This window comes from Streptosporangium sandarakinum, from assembly GCF_050942225.1.
In the GTDB taxonomy this organism is placed as follows: Bacteria; Actinomycetota; Actinomycetes; order Streptosporangiales; family Streptosporangiaceae; genus Streptosporangium; species Streptosporangium nondiastaticum.
The window spans coordinates 4,575,948-4,596,894 of the sequence record NZ_CP192034.1 but is presented as its reverse complement, the minus strand read 5'-3'; the positions used below and the strand labels follow the sequence as shown (position 1 = coordinate 4,596,894).

24 protein-coding genes and 2 pseudogenes are annotated in these 20,947 nt (G+C 72.4%); 14 read left to right on the top strand and 12 right to left on the bottom strand.

The window, feature by feature from the left end:
• The first annotated feature begins 9 nt into the window (after positions 1–9).
• The 5 genes from ACQP10_RS21650 to ACQP10_RS21630 all read left to right on the top strand — a co-directional run bounded on the left by ACQP10_RS21650 (position 10) and on the right by ACQP10_RS21630 (position 3,989).
• Positions 10–309, top strand: coding sequence for a carboxymuconolactone decarboxylase family protein (locus ACQP10_RS21650; RefSeq protein WP_346022194.1), 300 nt, complete (start codon positions 10–12; stop codon positions 307–309).
• A 193-nt stretch (positions 310–502) separates the two neighbouring features.
• Complete coding sequence (locus ACQP10_RS21645; protein WP_346022193.1) at positions 503–655, top strand: hypothetical protein; 153 nt, start codon at positions 503–505, stop codon at positions 653–655.
• A gap of 145 nt (positions 656–800) precedes the next feature.
• Positions 801–1,787, top strand: a complete 987-nt coding sequence (locus tag ACQP10_RS21640; protein ID WP_346022192.1) for an MvdC/MvdD family ATP grasp protein — start codon at positions 801–803, stop codon at positions 1,785–1,787.
• 3 nt (positions 1,788–1,790) lie between these two features.
• The gene (locus ACQP10_RS21635; protein ID WP_433539591.1) at positions 1,791–2,966 is read left to right on the top strand and encodes a TIGR04500 family putative peptide maturation system protein; all 1,176 of its coding nucleotides are present in this window, start codon (positions 1,791–1,793) and stop codon (positions 2,964–2,966) included.
• 174 nt (positions 2,967–3,140) lie between these two features.
• The gene (locus ACQP10_RS21630; protein WP_346022190.1) at positions 3,141–3,989 is read left to right on the top strand and encodes a phosphotransferase; all 849 of its coding nucleotides are present in this window, start codon (positions 3,141–3,143) and stop codon (positions 3,987–3,989) included.
• A gap of 103 nt (positions 3,990–4,092) precedes the next feature.
• Here the strand turns inward: ACQP10_RS21630 and ACQP10_RS21625 are convergent, their stop codons facing one another.
• Positions 4,093–4,725 carry a response regulator transcription factor gene (locus ACQP10_RS21625; protein ID WP_346020969.1) on the bottom strand — a complete coding sequence of 211 codons (633 nt, stop codon included), beginning with the start codon at positions 4,723–4,725 and terminating at the stop codon, positions 4,093–4,095.
• Complete coding sequence (locus ACQP10_RS21620; RefSeq protein ID WP_346020970.1) at positions 4,722–5,936, bottom strand: sensor histidine kinase; 1,215 nt, start codon at positions 5,934–5,936, stop codon at positions 4,722–4,724. Before ACQP10_RS21620 ends, ACQP10_RS21625 begins: the two co-directional genes overlap by 4 nt.
• 239 nt (positions 5,937–6,175) lie before the next feature.
• On the opposite strand from ACQP10_RS21620, the gene ACQP10_RS21615 reads away from it, so the two are divergent.
• Both ACQP10_RS21615 and ACQP10_RS21610 read left to right on the top strand, forming a co-directional pair.
• The gene (locus tag ACQP10_RS21615) at positions 6,176–7,258 is read left to right on the top strand and encodes an FtsX-like permease family protein (RefSeq protein WP_389998624.1); all 1,083 of its coding nucleotides are present in this window, start codon (positions 6,176–6,178) and stop codon (positions 7,256–7,258) included.
• Positions 7,255–7,929, top strand: coding sequence for an ABC transporter ATP-binding protein (locus ACQP10_RS21610; protein ID WP_399500907.1), 675 nt, complete (start codon positions 7,255–7,257; stop codon positions 7,927–7,929). The genes ACQP10_RS21615 and ACQP10_RS21610 overlap by 4 nt, the downstream gene beginning before the upstream one ends.
• Before the next feature lie 48 nt (positions 7,930–7,977).
• Here the strand turns inward: ACQP10_RS21610 and ACQP10_RS21605 are convergent, their stop codons facing one another.
• The 3 genes from ACQP10_RS21605 to sigJ form a co-directional block, all read right to left on the bottom strand.
• Entirely contained in the window at positions 7,978–8,646 is a 669-nt protein-coding gene (locus ACQP10_RS21605) for a formylglycine-generating enzyme family protein (RefSeq protein WP_428837518.1), read from the bottom strand.
• A gap of 100 nt (positions 8,647–8,746) precedes the next feature.
• Entirely contained in the window at positions 8,747–9,175 is a 429-nt protein-coding gene (locus ACQP10_RS21600; protein WP_433539590.1) for a hypothetical protein, read from the bottom strand.
• A 251-nt stretch (positions 9,176–9,426) separates the two neighbouring features.
• A complete protein-coding gene (sigJ, locus tag ACQP10_RS21595) occupies positions 9,427–10,371 on the bottom strand; it encodes an RNA polymerase sigma factor SigJ (protein ID WP_433539589.1) in 945 nt (314 codons plus the stop codon).
• Between the two features lie 82 nt (positions 10,372–10,453).
• Here sigJ and ACQP10_RS21590 point away from each other — a divergent pair, with 82 nt between their 5' ends.
• Positions 10,454–10,732 (top strand): helix-turn-helix domain-containing protein, encoded by a 279-nt coding sequence (locus ACQP10_RS21590; protein ID WP_389998614.1) that lies wholly within the window; start codon positions 10,454–10,456, stop codon positions 10,730–10,732.
• A gap of 127 nt (positions 10,733–10,859) precedes the next feature.
• Here ACQP10_RS21590 and ACQP10_RS21585 read toward each other — a convergent pair whose 3' ends face one another.
• Together ACQP10_RS21585 and ACQP10_RS21580 are read right to left on the bottom strand one after the other, a co-directional pair.
• Positions 10,860–12,005 carry a DUF1648 domain-containing protein gene (locus ACQP10_RS21585; protein ID WP_399500911.1) on the bottom strand — a complete coding sequence of 382 codons (1,146 nt, stop codon included), beginning with the start codon at positions 12,003–12,005 and terminating at the stop codon, positions 10,860–10,862.
• Entirely contained in the window at positions 12,002–12,391 is a 390-nt protein-coding gene (locus ACQP10_RS21580) for a GntR family transcriptional regulator (protein ID WP_346020977.1), read from the bottom strand. Before ACQP10_RS21580 ends, ACQP10_RS21585 begins: the two co-directional genes overlap by 4 nt.
• A 57-nt stretch (positions 12,392–12,448) precedes the next feature.
• Between ACQP10_RS21580 and ACQP10_RS21575 the strand changes: the two genes are divergently transcribed.
• The 3 genes from ACQP10_RS21575 to ACQP10_RS21565 are packed head-to-tail and all read left to right on the top strand — an operon-like array spanning position 12,449 to position 14,474.
• Positions 12,449–12,805, top strand: a complete 357-nt coding sequence (locus tag ACQP10_RS21575; RefSeq protein ID WP_433539588.1) for a hypothetical protein — start codon at positions 12,449–12,451, stop codon at positions 12,803–12,805.
• Positions 12,802–13,683 carry an ABC transporter ATP-binding protein gene (locus tag ACQP10_RS21570; RefSeq protein WP_433539587.1) on the top strand — a complete coding sequence of 294 codons (882 nt, stop codon included), beginning with the start codon at positions 12,802–12,804 and terminating at the stop codon, positions 13,681–13,683. The genes ACQP10_RS21575 and ACQP10_RS21570 overlap by 4 nt, the downstream gene beginning before the upstream one ends.
• A complete protein-coding gene (locus ACQP10_RS21565; protein ID WP_389998601.1) occupies positions 13,680–14,474 on the top strand; it encodes an ABC transporter permease in 795 nt (264 codons plus the stop codon). The genes ACQP10_RS21570 and ACQP10_RS21565 overlap by 4 nt, the downstream gene beginning before the upstream one ends.
• A gap of 103 nt (positions 14,475–14,577) precedes the next feature.
• On the opposite strand, the gene ACQP10_RS21560 is transcribed toward ACQP10_RS21565, so the two are convergent.
• The gene (locus tag ACQP10_RS21560; RefSeq protein WP_433541934.1) at positions 14,578–14,964 is read right to left on the bottom strand and encodes a Tn3 family transposase; all 387 of its coding nucleotides are present in this window, start codon (positions 14,962–14,964) and stop codon (positions 14,578–14,580) included.
• Between the two features lie 43 nt (positions 14,965–15,007).
• Here ACQP10_RS21560 and ACQP10_RS21555 point away from each other — a divergent pair.
• A pseudogene (locus ACQP10_RS21555) lies at positions 15,008–15,363 on the top strand (IS630 family transposase); the annotation flags it as partial.
• A 71-nt stretch (positions 15,364–15,434) separates the two neighbouring features.
• Here ACQP10_RS21555 and ACQP10_RS21550 read toward each other — a convergent pair.
• From ACQP10_RS21550 to ACQP10_RS21540, 3 genes and pseudogenes are all read right to left on the bottom strand, one after another.
• Positions 15,435–15,812: a nuclear transport factor 2 family protein gene (locus tag ACQP10_RS21550; protein ID WP_346021731.1), complete on the bottom strand. Its 378-nt coding sequence runs from the start codon at positions 15,810–15,812 to the stop codon at positions 15,435–15,437.
• A gap of 974 nt (positions 15,813–16,786) precedes the next feature.
• Positions 16,787–17,148: pseudogene (locus tag ACQP10_RS21545) on the bottom strand (IS30 family transposase); the annotation flags it as partial.
• A gap of 134 nt (positions 17,149–17,282) precedes the next feature.
• A complete protein-coding gene (locus ACQP10_RS21540) occupies positions 17,283–17,696 on the bottom strand; it encodes a winged helix-turn-helix transcriptional regulator (RefSeq protein WP_346020982.1) in 414 nt (137 codons plus the stop codon).
• 124 nt (positions 17,697–17,820) lie between these two features.
• Here ACQP10_RS21540 and ACQP10_RS21535 point away from each other — a divergent pair, with 124 nt between their 5' ends.
• A complete protein-coding gene (locus ACQP10_RS21535) occupies positions 17,821–18,756 on the top strand; it encodes an NADP-dependent oxidoreductase (RefSeq protein ID WP_433539586.1) in 936 nt (311 codons plus the stop codon).
• A gap of 160 nt (positions 18,757–18,916) precedes the next feature.
• Positions 18,917–19,372: a hypothetical protein gene (locus ACQP10_RS21530; RefSeq protein WP_389998589.1), complete on the top strand. Its 456-nt coding sequence runs from the start codon at positions 18,917–18,919 to the stop codon at positions 19,370–19,372.
• A 147-nt stretch (positions 19,373–19,519) separates the two neighbouring features.
• Here ACQP10_RS21530 and ACQP10_RS21525 read toward each other — a convergent pair whose 3' ends face one another.
• A complete protein-coding gene (locus ACQP10_RS21525) occupies positions 19,520–20,830 on the bottom strand; it encodes an ATP-binding protein (RefSeq protein ID WP_433539585.1) in 1,311 nt (436 codons plus the stop codon).
• Between the last annotated feature and the right edge of the window lie 117 nt (positions 20,831–20,947).

The window sequence follows — 20,947 nt, the reverse complement described above, 5'->3', positions numbered from 1 at the left end:
GAGAGCCGGGTGTCACGGCTCCACGGAGGTGAGGTCGAGTCCGGCCAGGCCGTGGCCTCCTGGCGGGACGCGCCCTACTTCACCGCCGCCGAACGCGTCGCGCTGGAACTGGTCGAATCCGTCCTCACCCCGAACCCGTCCGGCGAGCGCGTCCCCGACGAGCTGTACGCGAGGGCGTCCGAGCAGTACGACGACAAGGCGCTCGCCACGCTCATCATGGCCATCGGCCAGGTCTGCTTCTTCCTCCCCCTGGCCCTCATCGGCAAGCCGCTGCCGGGGGTGTCGCCGGCGGAGCAGTGGAGGCCGTAACGCCCGAACGCCCAGGGTGAGGGCACGGCACCCCGTACCTCACCCTGCCCGGGGCCGGATCAGGACCGGCCGAGCATCCGCAGGTCAGAGGTGCTGCCGGAGCCCCTGCAGTCGTTCCCAACCCGTCTGCAAGGCGCCGTGCGCAGCATCTGATCAGCACATCGCCTTCCACTGCGAAAAGGAGGAACGTTCCATGAACGGAGCACCGCGTACCGAGCTGGGGGACATCGCCCCGGCCGGCGCCGAACTGGACGAGAGCGCGCTGAGCGGCATCAGCGGCGGCCAGAAGGTCGAGATCACCACCGGTTGGTACGCCGACCCGCCCGGCTACTGCGGCACCGACTGAGGGACGGCCGTGGCCGCCGTCCCGCCCACCTGGGCGGCGGCCACGGCCGGTCGTCCCCGCCACCCGGAGGGTCCCGAGCCCGTACGGGCCCCGTCTCCCCGTCACCCCGCCCGCGCGGAGGCATTCCCGCCGCGCAAGGAGACCCGTGTCAGCCCCGCATGTCCTCGTCCTCACCGGCGCCCACGACCCGCACGCCGACCGCGTCCGCGGCCTGCTGGCCGGGCGCGGCGCCCGCACCACCGTCTTCGACAACCGCGACCACCTCACCTCGGCGCACTTCGAACTCGCCTACACCGCCCGCGGCCTGACCCGGCGGCTGCTGCACACCGCCTCCGGCACGCTGGACCTGGACGGCCTGACCGCGCTGTGGTGGCGGCGCCCGTCCCCCCACGCGGCGCATCCCGACCTCACCGACCCGGCGGTGGCCGCCTACACCGCGGGGGAGAGCGAACACCTGGTCACCGACCTGTGGGAGCACCTGCCGTGCAGGCAGGTGCCCGCCCGCGAGTCGGTGCTCCGCCGCGCGTCCGGCAAGCCGTCCCAGCTCGCCCTGGCGGCCGAGCTGGGGTTCGAGATCCCCGAGACGCTGATCGCGACCCGGGCCGACGCCCTGTGGGACTTCGCCAACCGCCATGACGGCCGCATCGTCACCAAGCCCATGGGCAAGCCGTGGGTGGAGAACCTCGCCGCGGGCCACACGGTCACCCGCCACTGCGAGATCGTCCCGGCCCGCGACCTGGCCTACGCCGGGGCGCTGCGGTTCTGCCCGGTCATCGCCCAGCAGTACGTGCCCAAACGGCTGGAGCTGCGGGTCACCGTCGTCGGCCGCCGGGTGTTCGCGGCCGAGATCCACTCCCAGGAGAGCAACCGCTCGGCGGTGGACTGGCGCCGCTACGACTTCGAGGCGACTCCGTACGGCGTGCACCGCCTCCCCGACGAGGTCGCCGGGCGGTGCGTGGCGATGACCGAGCGCCTCGGGCTCGTCTTCGGGGCGTTCGACCTGATCCTGACCCCGGACGACCGGTACGTGTTCCTGGAGGTCAACCCCAACGGCCAGTGGTTGTGGGCCGAGGAGCTGACCGGCCTGCCGATCAGCGAGGCCGTCTGCGATCTGCTGCTGGAAGGAGCCTGACCCGTGTCCCCGATCACGTCCCCCGGCCTGCTCGACGACGCCCTGGAGTGGCTGCGCGGGCTGGACGGCCTGGAGCCGGAAGCCGCCGAGGAACGGCTGACGCGGCTGCGCGACCGCCACCCGCGGACGCGGGCGCGGCTGCTGTGGCAGCGCGAGGCCGCCACCGGCGAGTACCACTACGACCTGCTGTTCCCGGAGACCGGGGGATGCGTCTCGCTGTCGTTCGCGCCCGACCGGGCGATCCCGTGGCCGCTGCGGGGCAGCCAGCGCTCCGGCGAGCAGCTCCTGCTGCGCGTCAACGGCGTGGAGACGACGATGGAGCGGGCCGTCTCCGTGCTCGACGTGCTGTGGGAGGACGCCCGCCTGGCCAGGCGGCTGGTGGACGCCGCGCTGGTGGAGGAGGCCCTGACCGTCCGGCGCGCGGACCCGGCCGCCGACCGGCTGCAGGAGGCCATGGACGCCTTCCGCCGGGCGCGGGGGCTGCTGACCGCCGAGGCGACGCGGCGGTGGATGGCCGAGCGCGGCCTGAGCCACGCCCGCCTGGAGGAGATCGTGGCGGCCGAGGCGGCGGTGGCCGCTCTGCGCCGCGAGGTGGCCGAGGGGCGGGTGGAGGACTTCTTCGCCGCCCACCGCGCGGAGTTCGACCGGCTGCGGGTGCTGCGGCTGCGCTACGCCGACCCCGATCGCGCCGCCGCTGCCGCCGCCCGGCTGCGCGCCGTACGGCCGGCCGGGTCCGGCGCCTGCGACGGATCGGACGCCGGAGCCGGACCCGGGGCGGGCACGGGGGCGGGGGCGGCGCGGTCCTGGGCGGCGGGGCCCGGCGGCGCGGGGGAGGGGACCGATCCCGTGGCGCTGGCGACCGCCGAGGTGCTGGCGGGCGCGGCCACCTGCCGGATGGAGGCCAACGGACGGGGCGACCTGACCGCGCTCTTCGGAGCCCCGGCGGCGGACGCGCGATCCGGCCGGGTGCTGGGGCCCGCGCCGCTGCCGGACGGCGGGCTGTGCGTGGCGTACGTGCTGGCCGTGGAGCCGGCGGTGCTCGACGAGGTGACCCGGGGACTCGTGGCGGGGCGGATCTTCGACGACTGGCTGGCCGAGCGGCGGCGGCACGCCCACGTGGAGTGGTTCTGGGGCAGCCGGGCCCGCACCGACGAGCTCACCGCCGCCCTGCGCGGCTGAACGACGGCGAAGCGGACCTCCCCGGCTCCGGAAGCGGTCCCCCGGCTCCGGAAGCGGACCTTCCCGCGGGGCCCGGGAGCGGGCCTTTCCCCGGGAGTCTCCGGAGACAGGCGTTCCCCCGGAGGACCGCCGAAGCGGGCCTTCCCCCGGAGGTCTCGGGGGACAATGATCTCCATGCGTCCCGTCACGTACGCCGAACCGGCCGAGCCCCAGCCCGAGATCCCGCTCGTCGGCGGGGACGTCACCGAGGGGGTCGTGCGCGTCGGCGACACGGTGCGCCGCCCGGTCGGCCCCAACGCCCCGCTCGTCCACGCGCTGCTGCGCCACCTGGAGGAGGTCGGGTTCGCGGGCGCTCCGCGGTTCCTCGGCATCGACGCGGCCGGGCGCGAGGTGCTGACCTTCGTCCCTGGCGAGGTCGCCGGGCGGCCCCGGCCGGAGTGGGTCGCCGACGAGGAGCGGCTGGCCTCCGTCGGGCGCCTGGTACGCGACTACGACGAGGCCGTCGCGGGCTTCACCGTCCCCGAGGGGGTAAGCCCGAGCACCGGTGTCTCGGAGAGACCGGGAACGCCGCCCGCGCCGCGCTACCCGGCCGAGCTGGTCGGGCACATGGACTACACGCCGGACAACATCGTCTTCCGGGACGGCCGGGCGGTCGCGTTGATCGACTTCGACCTGGCCAAACCGGTCGCCCGGGTGGAGGAGCCGCTGAACGCGATGCTGCACTGGGCGCCGCTGGGCGACCCCGCCGACGCCGACCCGCCGCTGCGCGGGCTGGACGTGCCGCGCCGCTGCCGGATCCTCGCCGACGCCTACGGGATGTCGGGAACCGACCGCTCCCGCCTCGTCGAGGTGGCCGTGCTGCGCGCGCGGCGGTCGTGGTTCTCGATGAGGCAGCTCGCGGAGGAGCGGGGCGGCGGCTGGGCGAGGATGTGGGACGAAGGCGTCGGCGACCAGATCAAACGCCGCGAGGCCTGGCTGGAACGCAACGGCTCGGCCCTCGAAGCGGCACTGACCGCGCCCTGACCCCTCCGGACCTCGGCCGGGTACGGGAGAGCCGGAGCGGCGCGGGCTCCGGCCCAGGATCGCGCGGCCCGGGCTCAGGTGGGCCGGGATGCGCGGGCCGGGATCACGCGGGGCGGATGAGGCCGCGCCTGGTGGCGGCGGCCACCGCGGCGGTGCGCGAGTCGACGCCGAGCTTGGCGTAGATGCGCACCAGGTGGGTCTTGACCGTGGTCTCGCTGAGGAACAGCCGCCTGCTGATCTCCCGGTTGGACAGGCCGTCGGCGACCTGGGTGAGCACCTCCAGCTCGCGGGGGCTCAGGGTGGTGTCGGGGGCGCGCATCCGGCCCAGCAACCGGGAGGCGACGCTGGGGGCCAGGGCGCTGCCGCCGGCGGCGGCCGAGCGGATCGCCGCGTGCAGTTCGTGCTGGGGCGCGTCCTTGAGGAGGTAGCCGGTCGCGCCGGCGTCGACGGCGGCCAGGATGTCGGCGTCGGTGTCGAAGGTGGTCAGCACCAGCACGCGCGGGCCACCGGCGGCGACGATGCGGCGGGTGGCCTCGCCGCCGTGCATGCCGGGCCCGAGCCGCAGGTCCATCAGCACCACGTCCGGGGACAGACGGCGGGCCATCTCGACGGCCTCCTCCCCGGTGGCGGCCTGGCCGGCCAGCTCGAAGTCGTCCTCTCCGGCCAGCATGGCGCGCAACCCGGAGCGGACCACCGGGTGGTCGTCCACCAGCAGGATGCGGATCACCGCCGTCATGACGCGCCCCCGGCCGGCAGCGGCAGGGCCGCCACGATCGCGGTTCCCTCGCCGGGGACGGACTCCACGGTCAGAGCGCCGCCCAGCGTGGTGACGCGGTCGCGCATCGCGCGCAGGCCGAAGCCGGTTCCGCGGCCGGTGTCGTCCTCGCGGGGGTGGGCGGGCCGGCCGGGGGCGAAGCCGCGGCCGTCGTCGACGACGTCGAGCACGACCGTGTCGTCGAGGTAGGTGAGGGTGACCGCGGCGTGCCGGGCGGCGGCGTGCCGGCTGACGTTGCCGAGGGCGCCCTGGGCGACGCGCAGCAGCACCTGGTCGTAGTCGGCGGGCAGCGGCAGCGGGGTGCCCGACACCTCGAAGCGCACCTCGGTGCCGGTGCCGGCCACCGCCGCGTCGCTGATACGGCGCAGCGCCGCGGTGAGCGAGGAGTGCTGCAGGGCGGGTGGCGCCAGGGCGCGCACGAAGTTGCGCGCCTCCTCCAGGTTGTCCTGGGCGGCGCGCCCGGCCTCGTCGATGCGCGCCCCGGCCAGCTCCGGGTCGCGGACCAGGTCGCCGCGGGCGGCGCGCAGCAGCAGGATGATGCTGGACATCCCCTGGGCCAGGGTGTCGTGGATCTCCCGGGCCAGGCGTTCCCGCTCGGCCAGGCGGGCGCCTTCGCGTTCGGCCTCGACCAGCCTGTCCCGGGTGCGCACCAGGTCGTCGATCAGCCTGCGTCGCTGCTCGCTCTCGGCGTGCAGGGCCTTGTAGACCAGGCCCATCAGCGTGGCGACGACCGCGCCGACGACCGGGCCGACCACCTGGGCCCCGGTCAGGCCGCCGGTGTGCCAGCCGGTCGCGGCGATGGCGGCGGCGGTGAGCACGGCCACTCCGGGCAGGGCGACCGGCGGCGGCAGCAGGTGCAGGTAGGCGAAGAACAGCGGGAAGGCCAGCCAGACGTACTGCGGGGCCGTCAGCGCCAGCCCGGCCCAGCCGAGGGTGATCGCCACGAGCCAGATCCGGCCCAGCAGCAGGTGCGCGCGGCCGCCGAAGCGGGGCAGCCGCCCCTCGATGACGATCCCCGCCGCGTACAGCATGCCCAGCGGCACGCCGGCCGCGGCCAGGGGTCCGTGGCCGTGGCGGAGCAGGCCGATCAGCGCGACGGCCAGCAGGGCCGCGAAGGTGCCGTGGACGGTCCACCGCAGCAGCCGCAACGCCGGCGGAAACGGATAGTTCATCATTTCTCGCTCAGAGTAGGCGAAAAATTCTGCCCGTCGCGTCGTCCAAAAGGTGTATTCCGGGTCACCGTACGGGTGACCCCGTGCGGGCCGCGGGCACGACGCGCCGCGCGGGCCGGATCCCGGACGCTGGGAGAAGCCCCGGCATCCGGCCTCCGGACGTCGGGAAGAGCCCGGAGCCGGACTCCGGGCGCCGGGAGAGACCCGGACCATCCGACAACCGACCGGGGGGATGCGCCGTGTTCGTGGCGCTCAGAGACCTGCGTTTCGCCAAGGGGCGGTTCGCCCTCATGGGGACCGTCGTCGTGCTCATCACGCTGCTGGTGACCATGCTGTCCGGACTGACCGCCGGCCTGGCCCGCGAGAACGTCTCCGCGGTCGAGGACCTGCCGGCCGACCACATCGTCTTCGCCGGCGGTGGCGACCCCTCCTTCGCCGACAGCCGGATCAGCGAGAGCACCTGGCACGCCTGGCGGGACCTCGACGGCGTCCGGGCCGAACGCCTGGGCGTGTCCATGGCCCGCCTGACCCGCGGCGACCGCGGCGCCGCCGCGGCCGTCTTCGCCGTCCAGCCCGGAGGGAGCCTCGCCCCGCGGTCGCTGCGCCCCGGCACCGTGGTGCTGTCGAAGGCCCTGGCCGAGGACGGCGACCTGTCCGCGGGGGATGCGGGGGGCGCAGGGGGAACGGTGCGGCTGCTCGGCCGGGACCTCACCGTCGCCGGCAGCACCGGTCCGGCCTCCTACAGCCACGCCCCGGTCGCCTGGATCGCCATCGAGGACTGGGCCGCCGGCGTGCGGGGCCAGACCGGCCCGGGCACCGCGGCGACCGTCCTGGCCCTGCGCGCCGGCGGCCGGGCCGATCTCGCCGCGGCCGACGCCCGGCTCGGCACCGTCACCGTCCCGCTGGCCGACGCGCCGGCCGCGATCGGCTCGTACACCTCGGAGAACGGCTCGCTGCAGCTGATGCGCGGCCTGCTGTTCGCCATCTCCGCACTGGTCATCGGCGCCTTCTTCACCGTGTGGACCATCCAGCGGCGCGGCGACGTCGCCGTCCTCAAGGCGCTGGGTGCCGGCACCGGCTACCTGCTGCGCGACGCGCTCGCCCAGGCCGTCATCGTGCTGCTGCTCGGCGCCGGTCTCGGCGGCCTGCTCGGCGCCGCCCTCGGCGCGCTGGCCGGGGACGCCGTGCCCTTCGTGCTGTCCGCCGCCACCACGGTCGTCCCCGTGGCCGTGATGGTCGTCCTCGGCGCGGCCGGCGCGGCCCTGGCCATCCGAAAGATCACTTCCGTCGACCCGCTGACCGCCCTGGGAGCCTCCCGATGACCCTCAAGCTGACCGACGTCGTCCTGACCTACCCCGACGGCGACCGCGTCCTCACCGCCCTGGACCACGTCGACCTGGCGGTCGCGCCCGGCGAGTTCACCGCGGTCGTCGGCCCGTCCGGTTCGGGGAAGTCCAGCCTGCTGGCCGTCGCCGCCACGCTCATCCGCCCCGCCTCCGGCACCGTGTCGGTGGCCGGGACGGACGTCACCGACGCCGGCCAGGCCGCCAGGACCCGGATCCGCCGTGACCACATCGGGATCGTCTTCCAGCAGCCCAACCTGCTGCCCGCGCTGACCGCGCTCGACCAGCTCCTGGTCATGGCCCACCTCACGGGCGCCAGGCCCGCCGCCGCGGCCCCGCGGGCCCGCGAACTCCTGCACGCCGTCGGCCTGGCCGGCAAGGAGGGCAGGCGGCCCCACCAGCTGTCCGGTGGCGAGCGCCAGCGGGTCAACATCGCCCGCGCCCTGATGAACGCCCCCGGTGTCCTGCTGGTGGACGAGCCCACCAGCGCCCTCGACCACCAGCGCGGCGAGCGGATCGTCACCCTGCTGGCCGAGCTCACCAGGGACAACGGCCTGGCGACCGTGATGGTCACCCACGACGCCTCGGCCCTGCCGCTGGTCGACACCGTCCTGACCATGACCGACGGCAGGCTCACCGGCGACCGGTGACCGCGCCAGGCCCCGCCGTCCGGGAACCGGCCTTCGGGAGAGCGGCGGTCACGCCGTACGCGCGAGGCGGAAGCCGACGTCGTCGATCCTGAGGGACGGGTGGCTGCGGCGCCGTACCGAGGCCCGGCAGCTCCAGTGCTCGTCGAACCACCCGCCGCCGCGCAGCACCCGGTAGGAGCCGTAGACCTCGGGGTCGTAGACGTCCCAGCACCACTCCCAGACGTTGCCCAGCATGTCGTACAGGCCCCAGGCGTTGGGCCGCCTGCCGCCCGCGTCGTGGATCCGCTCACCCGAGTTGCCGCGGTGCCAGGCGATCTCGTCGAGCGGCCCGTAGCGCGCGCCGGTCGTACCGGCCCGGCACGCGTGCTCCCACTCGGCCTCGGTCGGGAGCCGGTACCCGTCGGCGGAGGCGTCCCACTCGACGTCCTCCCCGCCGGGACGGAGGCGGTACGGAGGAGTGAGCCCCGCACGCAGGGACAGGGTGTTGCAGAACCGGACCGCGTCCTGCCACGAGACGCCATCGACGGGCAGCCGGTCGCCCCGCGCGGTGCCCGGACGTTCGCCGGTGACCTCCTCGTACAGCGCCCGGGTGACCGGGACGGCCGCGAGCCGGTACGGCGCGAGCTCGACCGGCCAGCTGCGCCGCGTCCGCCGGTCCGACAGCGTCACCTGCCCGGCGGGGACGGTGACCATCGCGGTCGGCGTTCCTGTTTCCATGGTCGGATCATCTCATCGGGCGTCCCGCCTCCTTCGCCGGTCCGCCCGCGGCGTCGGGCCGGATCGGCGAAGAAGACGGGGTGCCCGTCCCGCCACCGGTCTACGCCGTCGCCTTGACGGCTTCGCCCGCCGCGGCCCGCTCCCGCGTGACGCGGCGGCGCCGGGTCGGCATCCCGAGCGTCGGGTTGGCGACGCCCCAGGCGGCGCTCCCGCAGATCAGCTCCTTGTAGACGGCGGCGAGCCGCCCGGTCAGGACCGCCCGCACGGCGCGGTCGTCGGCGGTGACGTACCGGATCAGGCCGTCCCGGCGGCCCAGCGAAATGCACTGGTTGAAGTAGCGGATCGACACGTTCGGGAGCTTCCCGCCGGTCAGGCGCGCCGCGATCGCGGCGGCGGCCTGCCATGCGGCGGGCGTTCCCGAGGCGCACGACATCCGCAGCGGCTTGTCCCCGGGGCCCATCGCCAGGGCCGCGTCACCGACGGCGTACACGTCCGGGTGCGAGGCCGAGCGCATGGTCGCGTCGACCACGATCTGACCGGTGCCGGTGACCTCCAGGGTGGTCGCCTTCGCGGATCGGGTGTACCGCGAAGCCGGTGGTCCACACGGTGACCGCGGCCGGGACGGTCCCGCCGTCGGCGGCGACGGCTCCTGTGTATCCGGTTCCGAGAACGAGGATGCGGTGCTGCATTTCCCTGCTCCTGTCGTGTGCGGCTTCGCCTCCTGAGCCGGGCGGCCCCGTTTCCTGACAGGAAATCGGTGTGAAGCACATCACATCGCGCTCAGAAGATGGTGAACAGGGGCTTCCCGTGGTCGGCCGCCGCCCAGCGCGCGGTCGCGCGTTCGAGCTTGTCGGGGTTGATCTGGTTGCGGACCGCGACGATGCCCTCGGCGGTGACCTCCAGGCACGTGACGCCGACGACCCGGCCGTCCACGACGGCCACGATGGCGGGCTCGCCATTGGCGGTCCAGGCGTAGATCCCGGGTGAGCCGCCGACCAGGGCGCGCTTGGCCCCGCCGGGTTTGAGCAGGCCCCGCAGGAACTTCGCGACCGCGACGGCGCCCTCGAACGCCTTGGCACGGGCCGGGATCTTGCCGCCGCCGTCGCCGATCGCGACGGCGTCCCCGGTGAGCAGGTGCACGAGCGGCTCGGTCTGACCGCTGGCGGCGGCCGCGAGGAACTCCTCGACGATCCGCCGGGCGGCGGCCTCGTCGATCTCGGCGCGGGCCCTGCCGTCCGCGACGTGCTTCTTGGCGCGGTGGAAGGTCTGCTGGCTGGCGGACTCGGTGATGCCGAGGATCTCGGCGATCTCCCGGTGCGGGTAGTCGAAGGCCTCCCGCAGCACGTACACCGCCCGCTCGCCGGGGGAGAGGCGCTCCATCAGGGTGAGGACCGCGTAGGAGACCGATTCGCGCTGCTCCGCGGTCTCGGCCGGGCCGAGCATCGGGTCCCCGGCGAGCAGCGGCTCGGGAAGCCACTGGCCCACGTACGTCTCGCGGCGTGCCCGCGCGGAGGTGAGCTGGTTGAGGCACAGGTTGGTGAGGACCTTCGTCAGCCATGCCTCCGGCACCTCGACGCGCTCGACGTCGGCGGCCTGCCAGCGCAGGAACGTCTCCTGCACGGCGTCCTCGGCCTCACCGGCGGAGCCGAGGAGGCGGTAGGCGATGGCCTCCAGGCGCGGCCTGGACGCCTCGAACCGGTCGACGTCGTTCACGGTCAGGGGCATGACCCGATCCTAGATCGGACGGCGGGCGCCGGTCCCCACGGCCGGTGCCCGCCGGCAGCCGTGATGGGCCCGGTGATTCGGCATGCTGTCGGTCCTGGCCGAGTTGCAGCGCGAGCTGATCGTCGCTGACACGATGGACGGCCTGGCCTCCGCCCGTGCGCGGGGCCGGGTCGGGGGCCGTCGCCCCCGCCTCACCCCCGAACAGGCGACGCTGGCTCAGGAGCTGTGCGACGCGCGAGTCAAGACCGTCCAGCAGATCGCTGACCTGTTCGGTGTGCCCCGCTCCACCGTCTACGGCCGCCTAGACAAAGACACCACTGTGCATAGGCAGCCGAAGGCGAAGCCCACGACGAACGCGTAGCCGTCATCCGATCAGATGCTCCAGGCGCTCGCCGCTCAGCGCCGACACCCGCCAGTAGGGGGCCCGGAGCCTCTGAACATAACGCGTATACCTCCGAGCTGAGCCGGGACATGGCACCGGCAAATCATCAGAAGAGGCTGTGCTTCTCCGGCAGATCAACGACGCCTGCCAGCGCCAGCCCCGCGAACACGATCAAGGCAACAGCGAGGACACCGAGCAGGAGCCAGGCGATCGGATGGCCGAGGTTGAGGGTCCACGAGGAGGAGCCGAGACGGGCGTGCACGAGCAGGGCCGGGTCGCGGCGGTTGACGTAGACGGCGCCGGCGAGGAACCAGTGGCGGTCGTCCTCGCGCGGGCCGACCCCGGAGTCCTCCAGTTCCTCGCCTGGCCGGGCGGGGAGCCGGTGCCCGGCCTGGCCCACCTTGATCTCCCAGATCAGCCAGCCGCCCAGCAGCACGATGAGCGGGGCGAAGACGACCACCTCCCAGACGATCGCAGGGGTGACGATCTCCCACAGCCGCAGACCTGCGAAGAACAGGCTGAGGTTCAGGCAGGCCGCCGACAGCAGCGACATCGTCGCGACGCCGCGCAGGTAGGTGCGGTAGCGGCGGGCTGAGCCCTGGGGTCTGGCGGCATCGAGGTCGGGGCGGGCGCGCAGCACGGCCAGGACCGTGACGAGAACGATCAGGATGACGGCGATCTGGTAGATCACCGGCTGGAAGGCGCTCAGCACCGTTGTCGGCTCACGCTGTGAGGAGGCTGTGCCGTACCCAAAAGACAGCGGCAGCGTGGCGGGCAGTCCGCCGTAGCGCGCCCAGCCGATGCCCGCGGTGAGCAGCAGCACGGCCAGGGCGGGAAGGCTCCACAACCACGGCACGCGAACCGGGTCGGTGCGGAAGGTGGTGTCCACGGTGACGCCCTGACGACGCTCGGCCGCCCACCCGCCGGCGAGCTTGGCGGCGCGGACCATGCGATGAGCGCGGTAGAACAACAGCAGGTCCACGGCCATCACCACCGTCGTGGTGAGGCCGATCGCGCCGGCGGATCCCGAGAGCGGCAGCACCAGGATCGAGACCACCGCAGCGATCACAGCCACCAGGACGGTCAGGCGAGCGTAGAACCGACGCGCCGCGACGATGACGGGATCGCCCACCCGCTGGATGCCCACGCGCACTCCGAACGGCAGGGTGGGCCTGGCCAGCGCCGGAAGCGCCAGCATCAGGGACGTGACCAGCGCGATGAGGATCACGCTGGCGCAAAGGACCAGGATCACGCGCCCTCCTCGAAACCGATCAGTAGCGCCTCACACCGGCGCAGCACATCCTGCCGGTCCATGCCATGAACGGTGGCTTCTGCCAGCAGCACACGCATGCGTTCCTCCCAGTCATCGATAAAGGGGGCCTCGGGCGGGCCAGTGGCGGCATCACGCCGTACGACCGCGCCGCTCTTGCGGTTGATCCGGATCACGCCCTGCTGTCGCAGCAGGTCGTAGGCCTTGCTCACGGTATGAAAGTTGATGCCGAAATCCGCGGCGAGTTGCCGCGTGGAGGGTAACGGGTCGCCTTCGCGCGCCTGCCGTCTAGCGATCGCCTCCACGATCCGGTCCCGGATCTGCTGGTAGATCGGGACCTCGCTGTCGAGGTCAAGGGTCAGCTGCACACGGCAACTCTATCTGATATACAACTAATAGAACAGATGGCATTTGAAGGGCACATCATGCTGCAGGTAGAGATCCACCAGGAAACGCTGACCATCCGCTTCGCCCCATGGGCACGGTTGTTCACCAGGACCGGCGCTGTGAGCGTGCCGCTGACGGCGATCGCTGAGGTGCACCTGCTCGACCGGCCGCTTGGAGCTGCCACGGGCACGCACTACGGCCTGCTCGTCTCCGGCGTCATCAAGGTCGGCATCTGGACGTCCCTGACCGGCGTCAAGCGCCTGGTCGCCGCCCGGCGGGAGGTCAGCGGCCTGCGGATCGTCCTGAAGAGCCGGGTGCCGGGCCACGACGAGCTGATCCTCAGTGTTCCGGGCGCCGAACAGCTTCAGCGCCAGCTGATCGCGGTGATGGCATGAACATCGAGGCGCAGGGCCTGACCAAGGCGTTCGGGCCGATCAGTGCCGTCACCGACCTCAGTTTCGAGGCCGAAGCGGGCATCGTGACGGGATTCCTGGGGCCGAACGGCGCCGGCAAGACCACCACCATGCGGATGATGTTGGGCCTGGTCACGCCGACCTCCGGCACCGCCACGTTCGGCGGTCACCGCTACGCCGACCTGCCCCACCCGTCGGCCACCGTCGGAGCCGTGCTGGACAGCGCGGGCTTCCACCCCGCCCACACCGCCCACGACCACCTGCGGGTCTACGCCCGCATGGGCCGGCACGGCACGGCCCGGGTCAACCAGGTCGCTGACCTGACCGGGGTGTCGGCCTTCGCCGGCCGCCCCACGCGCACCCTGTCCACCGGCATGCGGCAACGCCTCAGCCTGGCCACCGCGCTGCTCGGCGACCCCCAAGTGCTGCTGCTGGACGAACCGAGCAACGGCCTGGACCCCGAAGGCATCGCCTGGCTGCGGCAGTTCGTCCGCGAGCTGGCCACCGACGGCCGCACCATCCTCATCTCCAGCCATGTGCTCGGCGAGATCGAGCACATGGCCGACCACGTGGTGGTGATCCGCGACGGACGGCTGGTCACCACCGGACCCATCACCGGCCTGTACGGCACAGCCACCGTGCTGGTCCGCGCCCCGCAAGCGGACCTGTTCGCGGCCAGGCTGATGGCGAGCGGAGTCCGGGTGGAACATCCGCAACCGGACCTCCTTCGCATCCACGGCCTCAGCACCGCGCAGGTCGCCGACGCGGCCGCCTCGCACGGCGTCACGCTGCACGAGATCACCCCCGAACGTCCCACCCTCGAACAGGCATTCCTGCACCTCACCGGAGGTTCCCGATGACCGCACTCCTCGCCGCGGAATGGACACGCCTGACCAGCACCAGGCTCTGGCTGTGGGGTCTGCTGGCCACGCTGGGCAGCGGAGCACTCATCGGCCTGCTCGCACTTGTCGGGCCGGAAAACTTCACTCCTCCGCTGCCCGGGCTGGTCACCGCCCAAGGCACCCACGTGCTGCTGGGCCTGCTGGGCTTCACCGTCTTCGCCCCCGCTCTGCTCGGCACCATCGCCGTGTCCTCGGAGTACCGGCACGGGACCATCACCACCACGACGTTGTTCGCTCCCAGACGCTGGACCTGGCTGGCAGCCAAGCTGGCGATCTACACCGGGGCTGGGCTCGCCTACGGCGCGATAGCCGCGGCTGTGGCCGGCGGCGCTCTGTTCGGCGTGGCCATGCTCAAGGGCATCACGCTTGGCCTGCCGACCGTCATGGTCGCGGCCTTGCTGGCCCGCATCGCCCTGACCATGGCGGTCTACACCCTGCTGGGCGTCGCCGTGGGCGCTCTCCTCCGCAACCAGGTGACCGCTCTCGTCGCCGTCGGCGCCTATTTCTACATGATCGAGACCGTGTTGATGTTCGTCCCGGGAATCAAAGTGCTCTATCCGTATCTCCCGGGCGGCGCCACTGCCGCGCTGACCGGCTTCACCTATCTAGCGGATGCCGTGGCCAGTCAGACCGGTACCTCTGCAGCCCGACTCCTGTCCGCGCCGGCAGGCGGTGGCGTCTTGGTCGGCTATGCCCTGATCGCGATTGCCATCGCCGTCGCGGCCCCGTTGCGGCGAGACATCATGTGAGCGTCCCGACAGACCCACTCCCTCTTTCAGGGCATTCTCGCCCATATTCGGCTCCGTGGATCCAAGGCTCAGAGTGGATCGTCTGACTGTTGAACCTGGGCGCTCAGGCCTCGCCCTCGGTCAGGCCCGGCCGGTACGGGCGGGCCGAGCCGATGTTCTTCAGCCGGGGCGGCAGCTTGAAGTCCAGCAAGTGCGAGAACGCGAAACCAACGATCGAAGCTCCGTGGGCATCGGTGTACTGGCGATCGATCTCCGCGCTGGTCAGGTGACGGAGCAAGTCCTCGATCATCGAGGCCACCTCGGAGTCCGTGGTGGAGCGTACCTGGCTGTAGATGCACACGTTCTTACGTTCTACATGCCAATACACCATGATCCCGGCACCGCCGTAGCGCTGGTGCCATTCGGTCATGAAGTTCGCCGACCAGGAACCGAACTTGCGCGAGTCCGACGCGCACGCCGTGCCCGGCCCCCACAACGAGACGTCGCGCACCTCCAGCGTCTTGTTGACCACCGTGCGGATCGCGGCCCGCAGCGATGCCAAGCTCGACCGGATCGAGCAGGTGCTGGAACGCTTCCCGGACCCGGTCTTCGCCTTCGACGAGTTCAGGCCCCTGGGGATCCGGCCCACCGCAGGCTCCTGCTGGGCGAAGCAGGGCAAGCCAAACCGGCTGCCGGCGACCTACCGCCGCACCCGCGGCAGTTCACCCTGGCCGACTCCCACCGCCGCAGCCACCCTGCGCGAACCCAGGCACTGCACCGCTACCTGCGCTGGCGCAACACCAACGCCCGCCACCTCGACGTACTCGCCGCCCAACGCAAGGAACGCGCCCGCACCCGCAGCGAAAAGGGCATTCGCTGGGGCGGACGCCCCCTCGACACTGCGGCCTGACCAACCGCGAACGGCAGCCTCCGAATGCCGACGGGGCAGGTTCAGGAGAAGGACAGCGACAGAAGGATGACTCAGGAGGCGAACGGCTCGATCTCCCCCGCGAAGACGATGACCTGGTCGATGAGGCTCCGTCGCAGATGGACGACATCCGTTCCCGCCAGGCGGGGGCCTCCATCAGGCGTGGTGAAGACCCACTGGTACCGGGCCCATTCGTCAGGCATGTCCACCGCTGAGCAGCGCACCATCGTGCCGGTCCCCGCCGGGTGGCGTCGGATGTCCAGCACGAACCGCTCGACCGCCCCGATTCCTTCGCTGCGACCCAACGGCCCCCAGAAGACCACGTCTGAGGTCAGGGCCTGGGAGAGCAGGGCGGTCACATGGCTGTCGTCCGAGGCGTTGAACGCGGAGATGAACGTGTCGATCGCGGAGCGTGCGGTCTCTTCCGGCATGCCCCAGTAATACCAGGGGTTTCGCGTGCGCTCGTCCCACGAGCCGCCTTCCGAGGCCGGTGGGTGGCTGGCGGCATGGACGTGCACGATGCGTACCTCCGACGGGCCGGTGATGCCGGTGCGCGCGTCTCGTCGGCGCCCGGCCCGGTCGCGGGGAACGGCCTCGATGTCGGCCAGAACGGTTTTGCCCTGCCGGGTGATCAGCCGCCAGGCGGTGTGGACGACGTGCGCCCACCAGAGGCCGTAGAGATTTCTTGGGCAGCGCAGGGCGACGCCCAGGGACAAACGATTGTCCGCGACAATGTAAAGATCGCGGACCTCGGTCCTGGGGTGGACTATTATCAGGACTCAAAGATCACTCCCGGAGCAACGCATCAATACATCGTCACACCGGCGTCGCTCACAAAGGGAACTCATCCCGTCCGGGGCATGAAGATCACTGCCCCCCAGACCAAGGCGGGAGAAGAGAAAGTTGACACCCTGGGGCGCTATGCGGACATCCGGTCCTCTGCTGCGGCCGCCGAAGGCGAGACCACGGTGCCCTGGGAAACGTTCATTCCACAAGCAAAGGTTGACGCGCCTCCCATAGGGTGCGAGTACGGTAGGGGCTACCAGTTCGGGGGAGACAACCGGTCGTACGACTGGACATCCTCGCGCTTCCGGACAGCGCTGAGCGCCGTAATGGACCGGGAAACCAAGGACGTCGGCGGCCATGGGGCCGTTGGAGCCACTACCGTCTACAACGCAAGGACGGGCGCACTCGTGGCAACGAAGACGGCCTCCGACGATAACCTGAAGGCATATGGGCTGGGACCCGGCTCAAACTATGTCGATCTCCGGCTGGTCGACCACGCCGCCAATCCATTCTGCTCTGTCGGAGCCATCGACGGTGCTATCACAATGCGGGTAACCCAGAGCGGGAACTGGTCGATCAGATCTGCCAATCATCGTCAAATGCCCAACCATCATATCTACGCCAGATGCTGCCGTAGCAGCCCGTTGGTGTTCTCGCTGGTCCCTCGCTGCCAGGGCTGCGCCGTTTGCAGAAGCAGACCGGGACACCGGTGTCGTTGCCGAAGAGGCGATGCTCGGCCATCTCCCGGCCGTGATCCCAGGTCGGCGAACGGCGCATCTGCGGCGACAGGCCGGTGAAGACGCGGGTCAGATGCGGCCGGACCTGCGCGGCCTTGATTCCATCGGGCAGCGCCACCAGCACCACGTAGCGGCTGGTGCGCTCGACCAGGGTGGCGATCGCCGGGGGACGGCTGCCCATCACCGGATCGCCCTCCCAGTGACCAGCGACCAGACGGGTCTCGACCTCGACCGGGCGAGCTTGTCTTCCACCAGGCCACGTGAATGGAGGTGCTGAGCCGGCCCGGCCGGCTCTCCAGCCCGCTCACCCCGCGCATCGATCGATCCGGCCTCATCCCGGAAGGAGCGAGGCCGGAACGCGAGGTCTTCAGGGGCCTTCTAGCTCTGGCTCTCCCGGGACCGGCGGTCATAGGACTCGCGGGCGTCGTGCACCTGCTCTATGTGGCTCTCGGCCCACAGCTTGATGGCCCGCATGACCGGCTGGAGGTCCCGGCCGAGGTCGGTGAGGGCGTAGTCGACGCGGACCGGGACCGACGGGGTCACCGTACGGGAGACGAGGCCGTCGCGTTCCAGGCCACGGAGGGTCTGGGTGAGCATCTTCTGGCTGACACCCGCGATGATCCGGCCCAGATCGCTGTAACGCAGCGGGCCGTCGGCCAGCGCGTTCAGGATCAGGCTGACCCACCTGTCGCTGATCGTGTCGAGCAGTTCCCTGGCCGGGCAGGCCGCCAGGTAGGCGTCGTACGCGGCCCGTGCCTCCTCGCGCCGCTGGGCGGCCGTCCGCGTCGCCATGGCGCTCCCTCCCGTGCGTTACGCACCTCGACGTGCGTACTTCCCGGTGGAGAGTAACACTCCTTAGGTTCGTCGCATTGGTCAGGCGCACCGGCCGGAACCGGTGCGGACGAAGGAGGCAGTGATGCGCGCGGTGGTGGTCCGGTCGTTCGGCGGTCCCGAGGTCCTGGAGATCGAGGAGGTGCCCGTGCCGCCGGTCGGCGCCGGCCAGGTGCGGATCAGGGTGGAGGCGGCGGGCGTCAACCCCGTCGACGCGGCGGTCCGCGCCGGAACGCTCGTGGCCGGGGGGCTGGCGGAACGCCGCGAGGTCCACGGAATCGGCTGGGACGTGGCCGGAGTGGTCGAGGAGACCGGTCCCGGGGCCGGGGGATTCGCGCCGGGTGACCGGGTGATCGGTCTGGCCGACCGGCTCGACCTCCCCCTCGGGGCCTACGCCGAGCAGATCGTGCTGGACGCCGGGGCGGTGGCCCACGCCCCGGTTCACGCCACCGCGACGCAGGCCGCCACGCTGCCCCTGAACGTCCTCACCGCCGACCAGGCGCTGGACCTCGCCGGCCTGACCGAGGGGCGGACCCTGCTGGTGACCGGCGCCGCGGGCGGGGTGGGCGGCTACGCCGTCGAGCTGGGCGTGGCACGGGGGTTGCGGGTGGTCGCCGTCGCCGGGGCCGGGGACGAGCAGCTCGTCCGCGGCTTCGGCGCGGAGTTCTTCGTGCCCCGGGACGCCGAGCTGGGCTCCGCCGTACGGGACCTGGTGCCGGGAGGGGTGGACGGCGCGGTCGACGCCGCGGCGGTCGGCACGGCCGCCCTCACCGCGGTGCGCGGCGGCGGTTCCCTCGTGGCCGTGCTCGGCGGCGCGGCGCCCGTCCCGCTGCGCGGCACCCGGGTGACCAACGTCTGGATCCGCGCCGACGGCTCCCGGCTCGCCGAGCTCGTCGAGCTGGCGGACGGCGGGCGGCTGACCTACCGGGTGGCCGGCGTCCTCCCGCTCGACCGGGCCGCGGAGGCCCACGAGCGCCTCGCCGCGGGCGGCCTCCGCGGCCGTCTCGTCCTGGTTCCCTGACGGCCCCGCCTCCTCCGGCGGCCTGCCGCCCGGGCGCTCCGGAACCCCTACGACGGCGGCCGAGGGGAAATGTCCGGCCGATGCCCGATCGAAGCCCTGGAGCCGGCCGGAACGCCGGGACACGATCGGCACGGCAGGAAAACCGACGGAAGGAATCCTCGTGCGTTTACGAACCGTGATCGGCCTGGTGCTCGCGGCCCTGCTGATACCGCTCACCGCACCGGCCTCACATGCCGAGATCGGGACCACCGCCGCCTTCGACCCGAACCCGACGATCGGCGGCCCCGGCGTTCCCGCACCGCACTACGCCACGGGAGCGCGCGGTGTGAGCGCGCCCTCCTATCTGCCGAGCTGCCCGTACCAGCGCGTCTGCGTCGCGGTACTCGACTACCAGGACGATCGCATCAACACCTGGAAGATCTGGGACCTGTACCAGTGTGGGGACTATTCACTGTACAACTGGTACAGCCGCGGCTGGATCAGGAACAACCAGTCAGGCAACGCGGTGGCGATCCGCATGAACTCGACCTTCACCATGCTGACTCCCTCCCACCCGGTCGCCGACCAGTGGCGGGACGTCGACTGGGCGCCCGCCTGGTACTTCAGGCCATGCTGACGACGCGGGCCGGATCCTGAGCCGACGGCGTACCGGCGGAGCCGGCAGGGGGCGGGCGGAACGTCACGACCACCGGCGGGGTGATCGCGGTGGCGGCGGGTGGCTGCCGGCCCCGGGACGGTGAGAAGGCCGTGCCCCGGTGACGGGTCAGTCACCGGGGCACGGCCGCATCCTGGCGGCGTGCTCGCGGACCAGGGCGTGCAGCCGGTAACGGCCGGGGGCGGCCTCCAGCAGGAGGTGCACGTCCAGTAGCCGCTCCAGCAGCCGCTCCGCCCGGGACGCGGTCGTCTCCAGCAGGGCGGCGGCCGTGTCGGTGCCGAAGTGGGCGCCGTCGTACGACCCCAGCAGCCGGTACGCGCGCCGCAGGTCGGCGGGGAGTCGGTCGTAGGAGAGGTCCAGTTCGGCGGCGACGTCGTACCGGCCGGCCTTCAGCTCGCCCAGGCGGTCACCGGCGAGCCGGTCGAGCAGGTGCCGCACGGTCCAGGTGGGGTGCGCCCGCAACCGGTCGGCGGCGACGCGGACGGCCAGCGGGAGCAGCCCGCAGCGGGCCACGACCTCGTCCAGGACGACGCCGGGCACGCCCGCGACGCGCTCCCGCCCCGCCACGCCGGCGAACAGGGTGACCGCCGCCGCCGGGGACAGGAGGTCCAGCGACAGGTTCCGGGTGTCTCCGGGGCCGCTCAGGCGCCGGCGGCCGGTGACGATCACGCGGCAGCCGGGGCCTCCGGGCAGCAGCGGATGGATCTGGTGCTCGTCGGCGGCGTCGTCCAGGACGATCAGGACCCGGCGTTCGGCCAGCACGCTGCGGTACAGCGCCGCCCGGTCGTCGAGATGCTCGGGGACGTCCCCGCCGGGGACGCCGAGCGCGCGCAACATGCGGGCCAGGGCATGCCCCGGCTCGACCGGGGCGGTGGCGCGGGCGTGGCCGTGCAGGTCCACGAAGAGCTGCCCGTCCGGGAAGCCGGGCGCGAGCCGGTGGGCGGCGTGCACAGCCAGCGCGGTCTTGCCCGACCCCGCCATGCCGTCCAGCGAGACGACCGGCGGCGCGTCACCGCCGTGGTCCTGCAGGACCGTGAGCTCGCGGTCCCGGCCGGCCAGCGACGTGAGGCCGGCGGGGAGCTGGCGGGGGACGATCACCGCCGCGGGCGGTGGGCGGGTCCCGGCGGGGTCGTCGCCGCCGGCGGGCGACGGCCCGCGGGTGACGGCGGTCAGCAGCGCCCGCTCCGCGCCGTCCAGCCCCAGCGCCTGCGCCAGCAGCACGACGGACCGGCTGCGGGGCTGCCAGAGCCCGCCGTTCTCCAGCCGCCGCACGGTCCTGACATTGAGCCCCGCCTTGTCGGCGAGTTGCTCCTGGGTCATCAACGCCCGCTCCCGCCATCCCCGCAGCAACCGTCCCGCGGAATGCCCGGCGCCGGTCTCCCGTGCGGCGTCGAGCAGAGGCCATCGTGCCGAGTACAAGGTGTCTCCCGCCGTCCCCATGGAGGGCCTCGGCCGGAGCCGGGCCTCTCGATCAACTGGCAGCGCGTCCATCAGAACCGCGTTCGGGCCGTTCAAGCCACTGGTGGGACGACATCG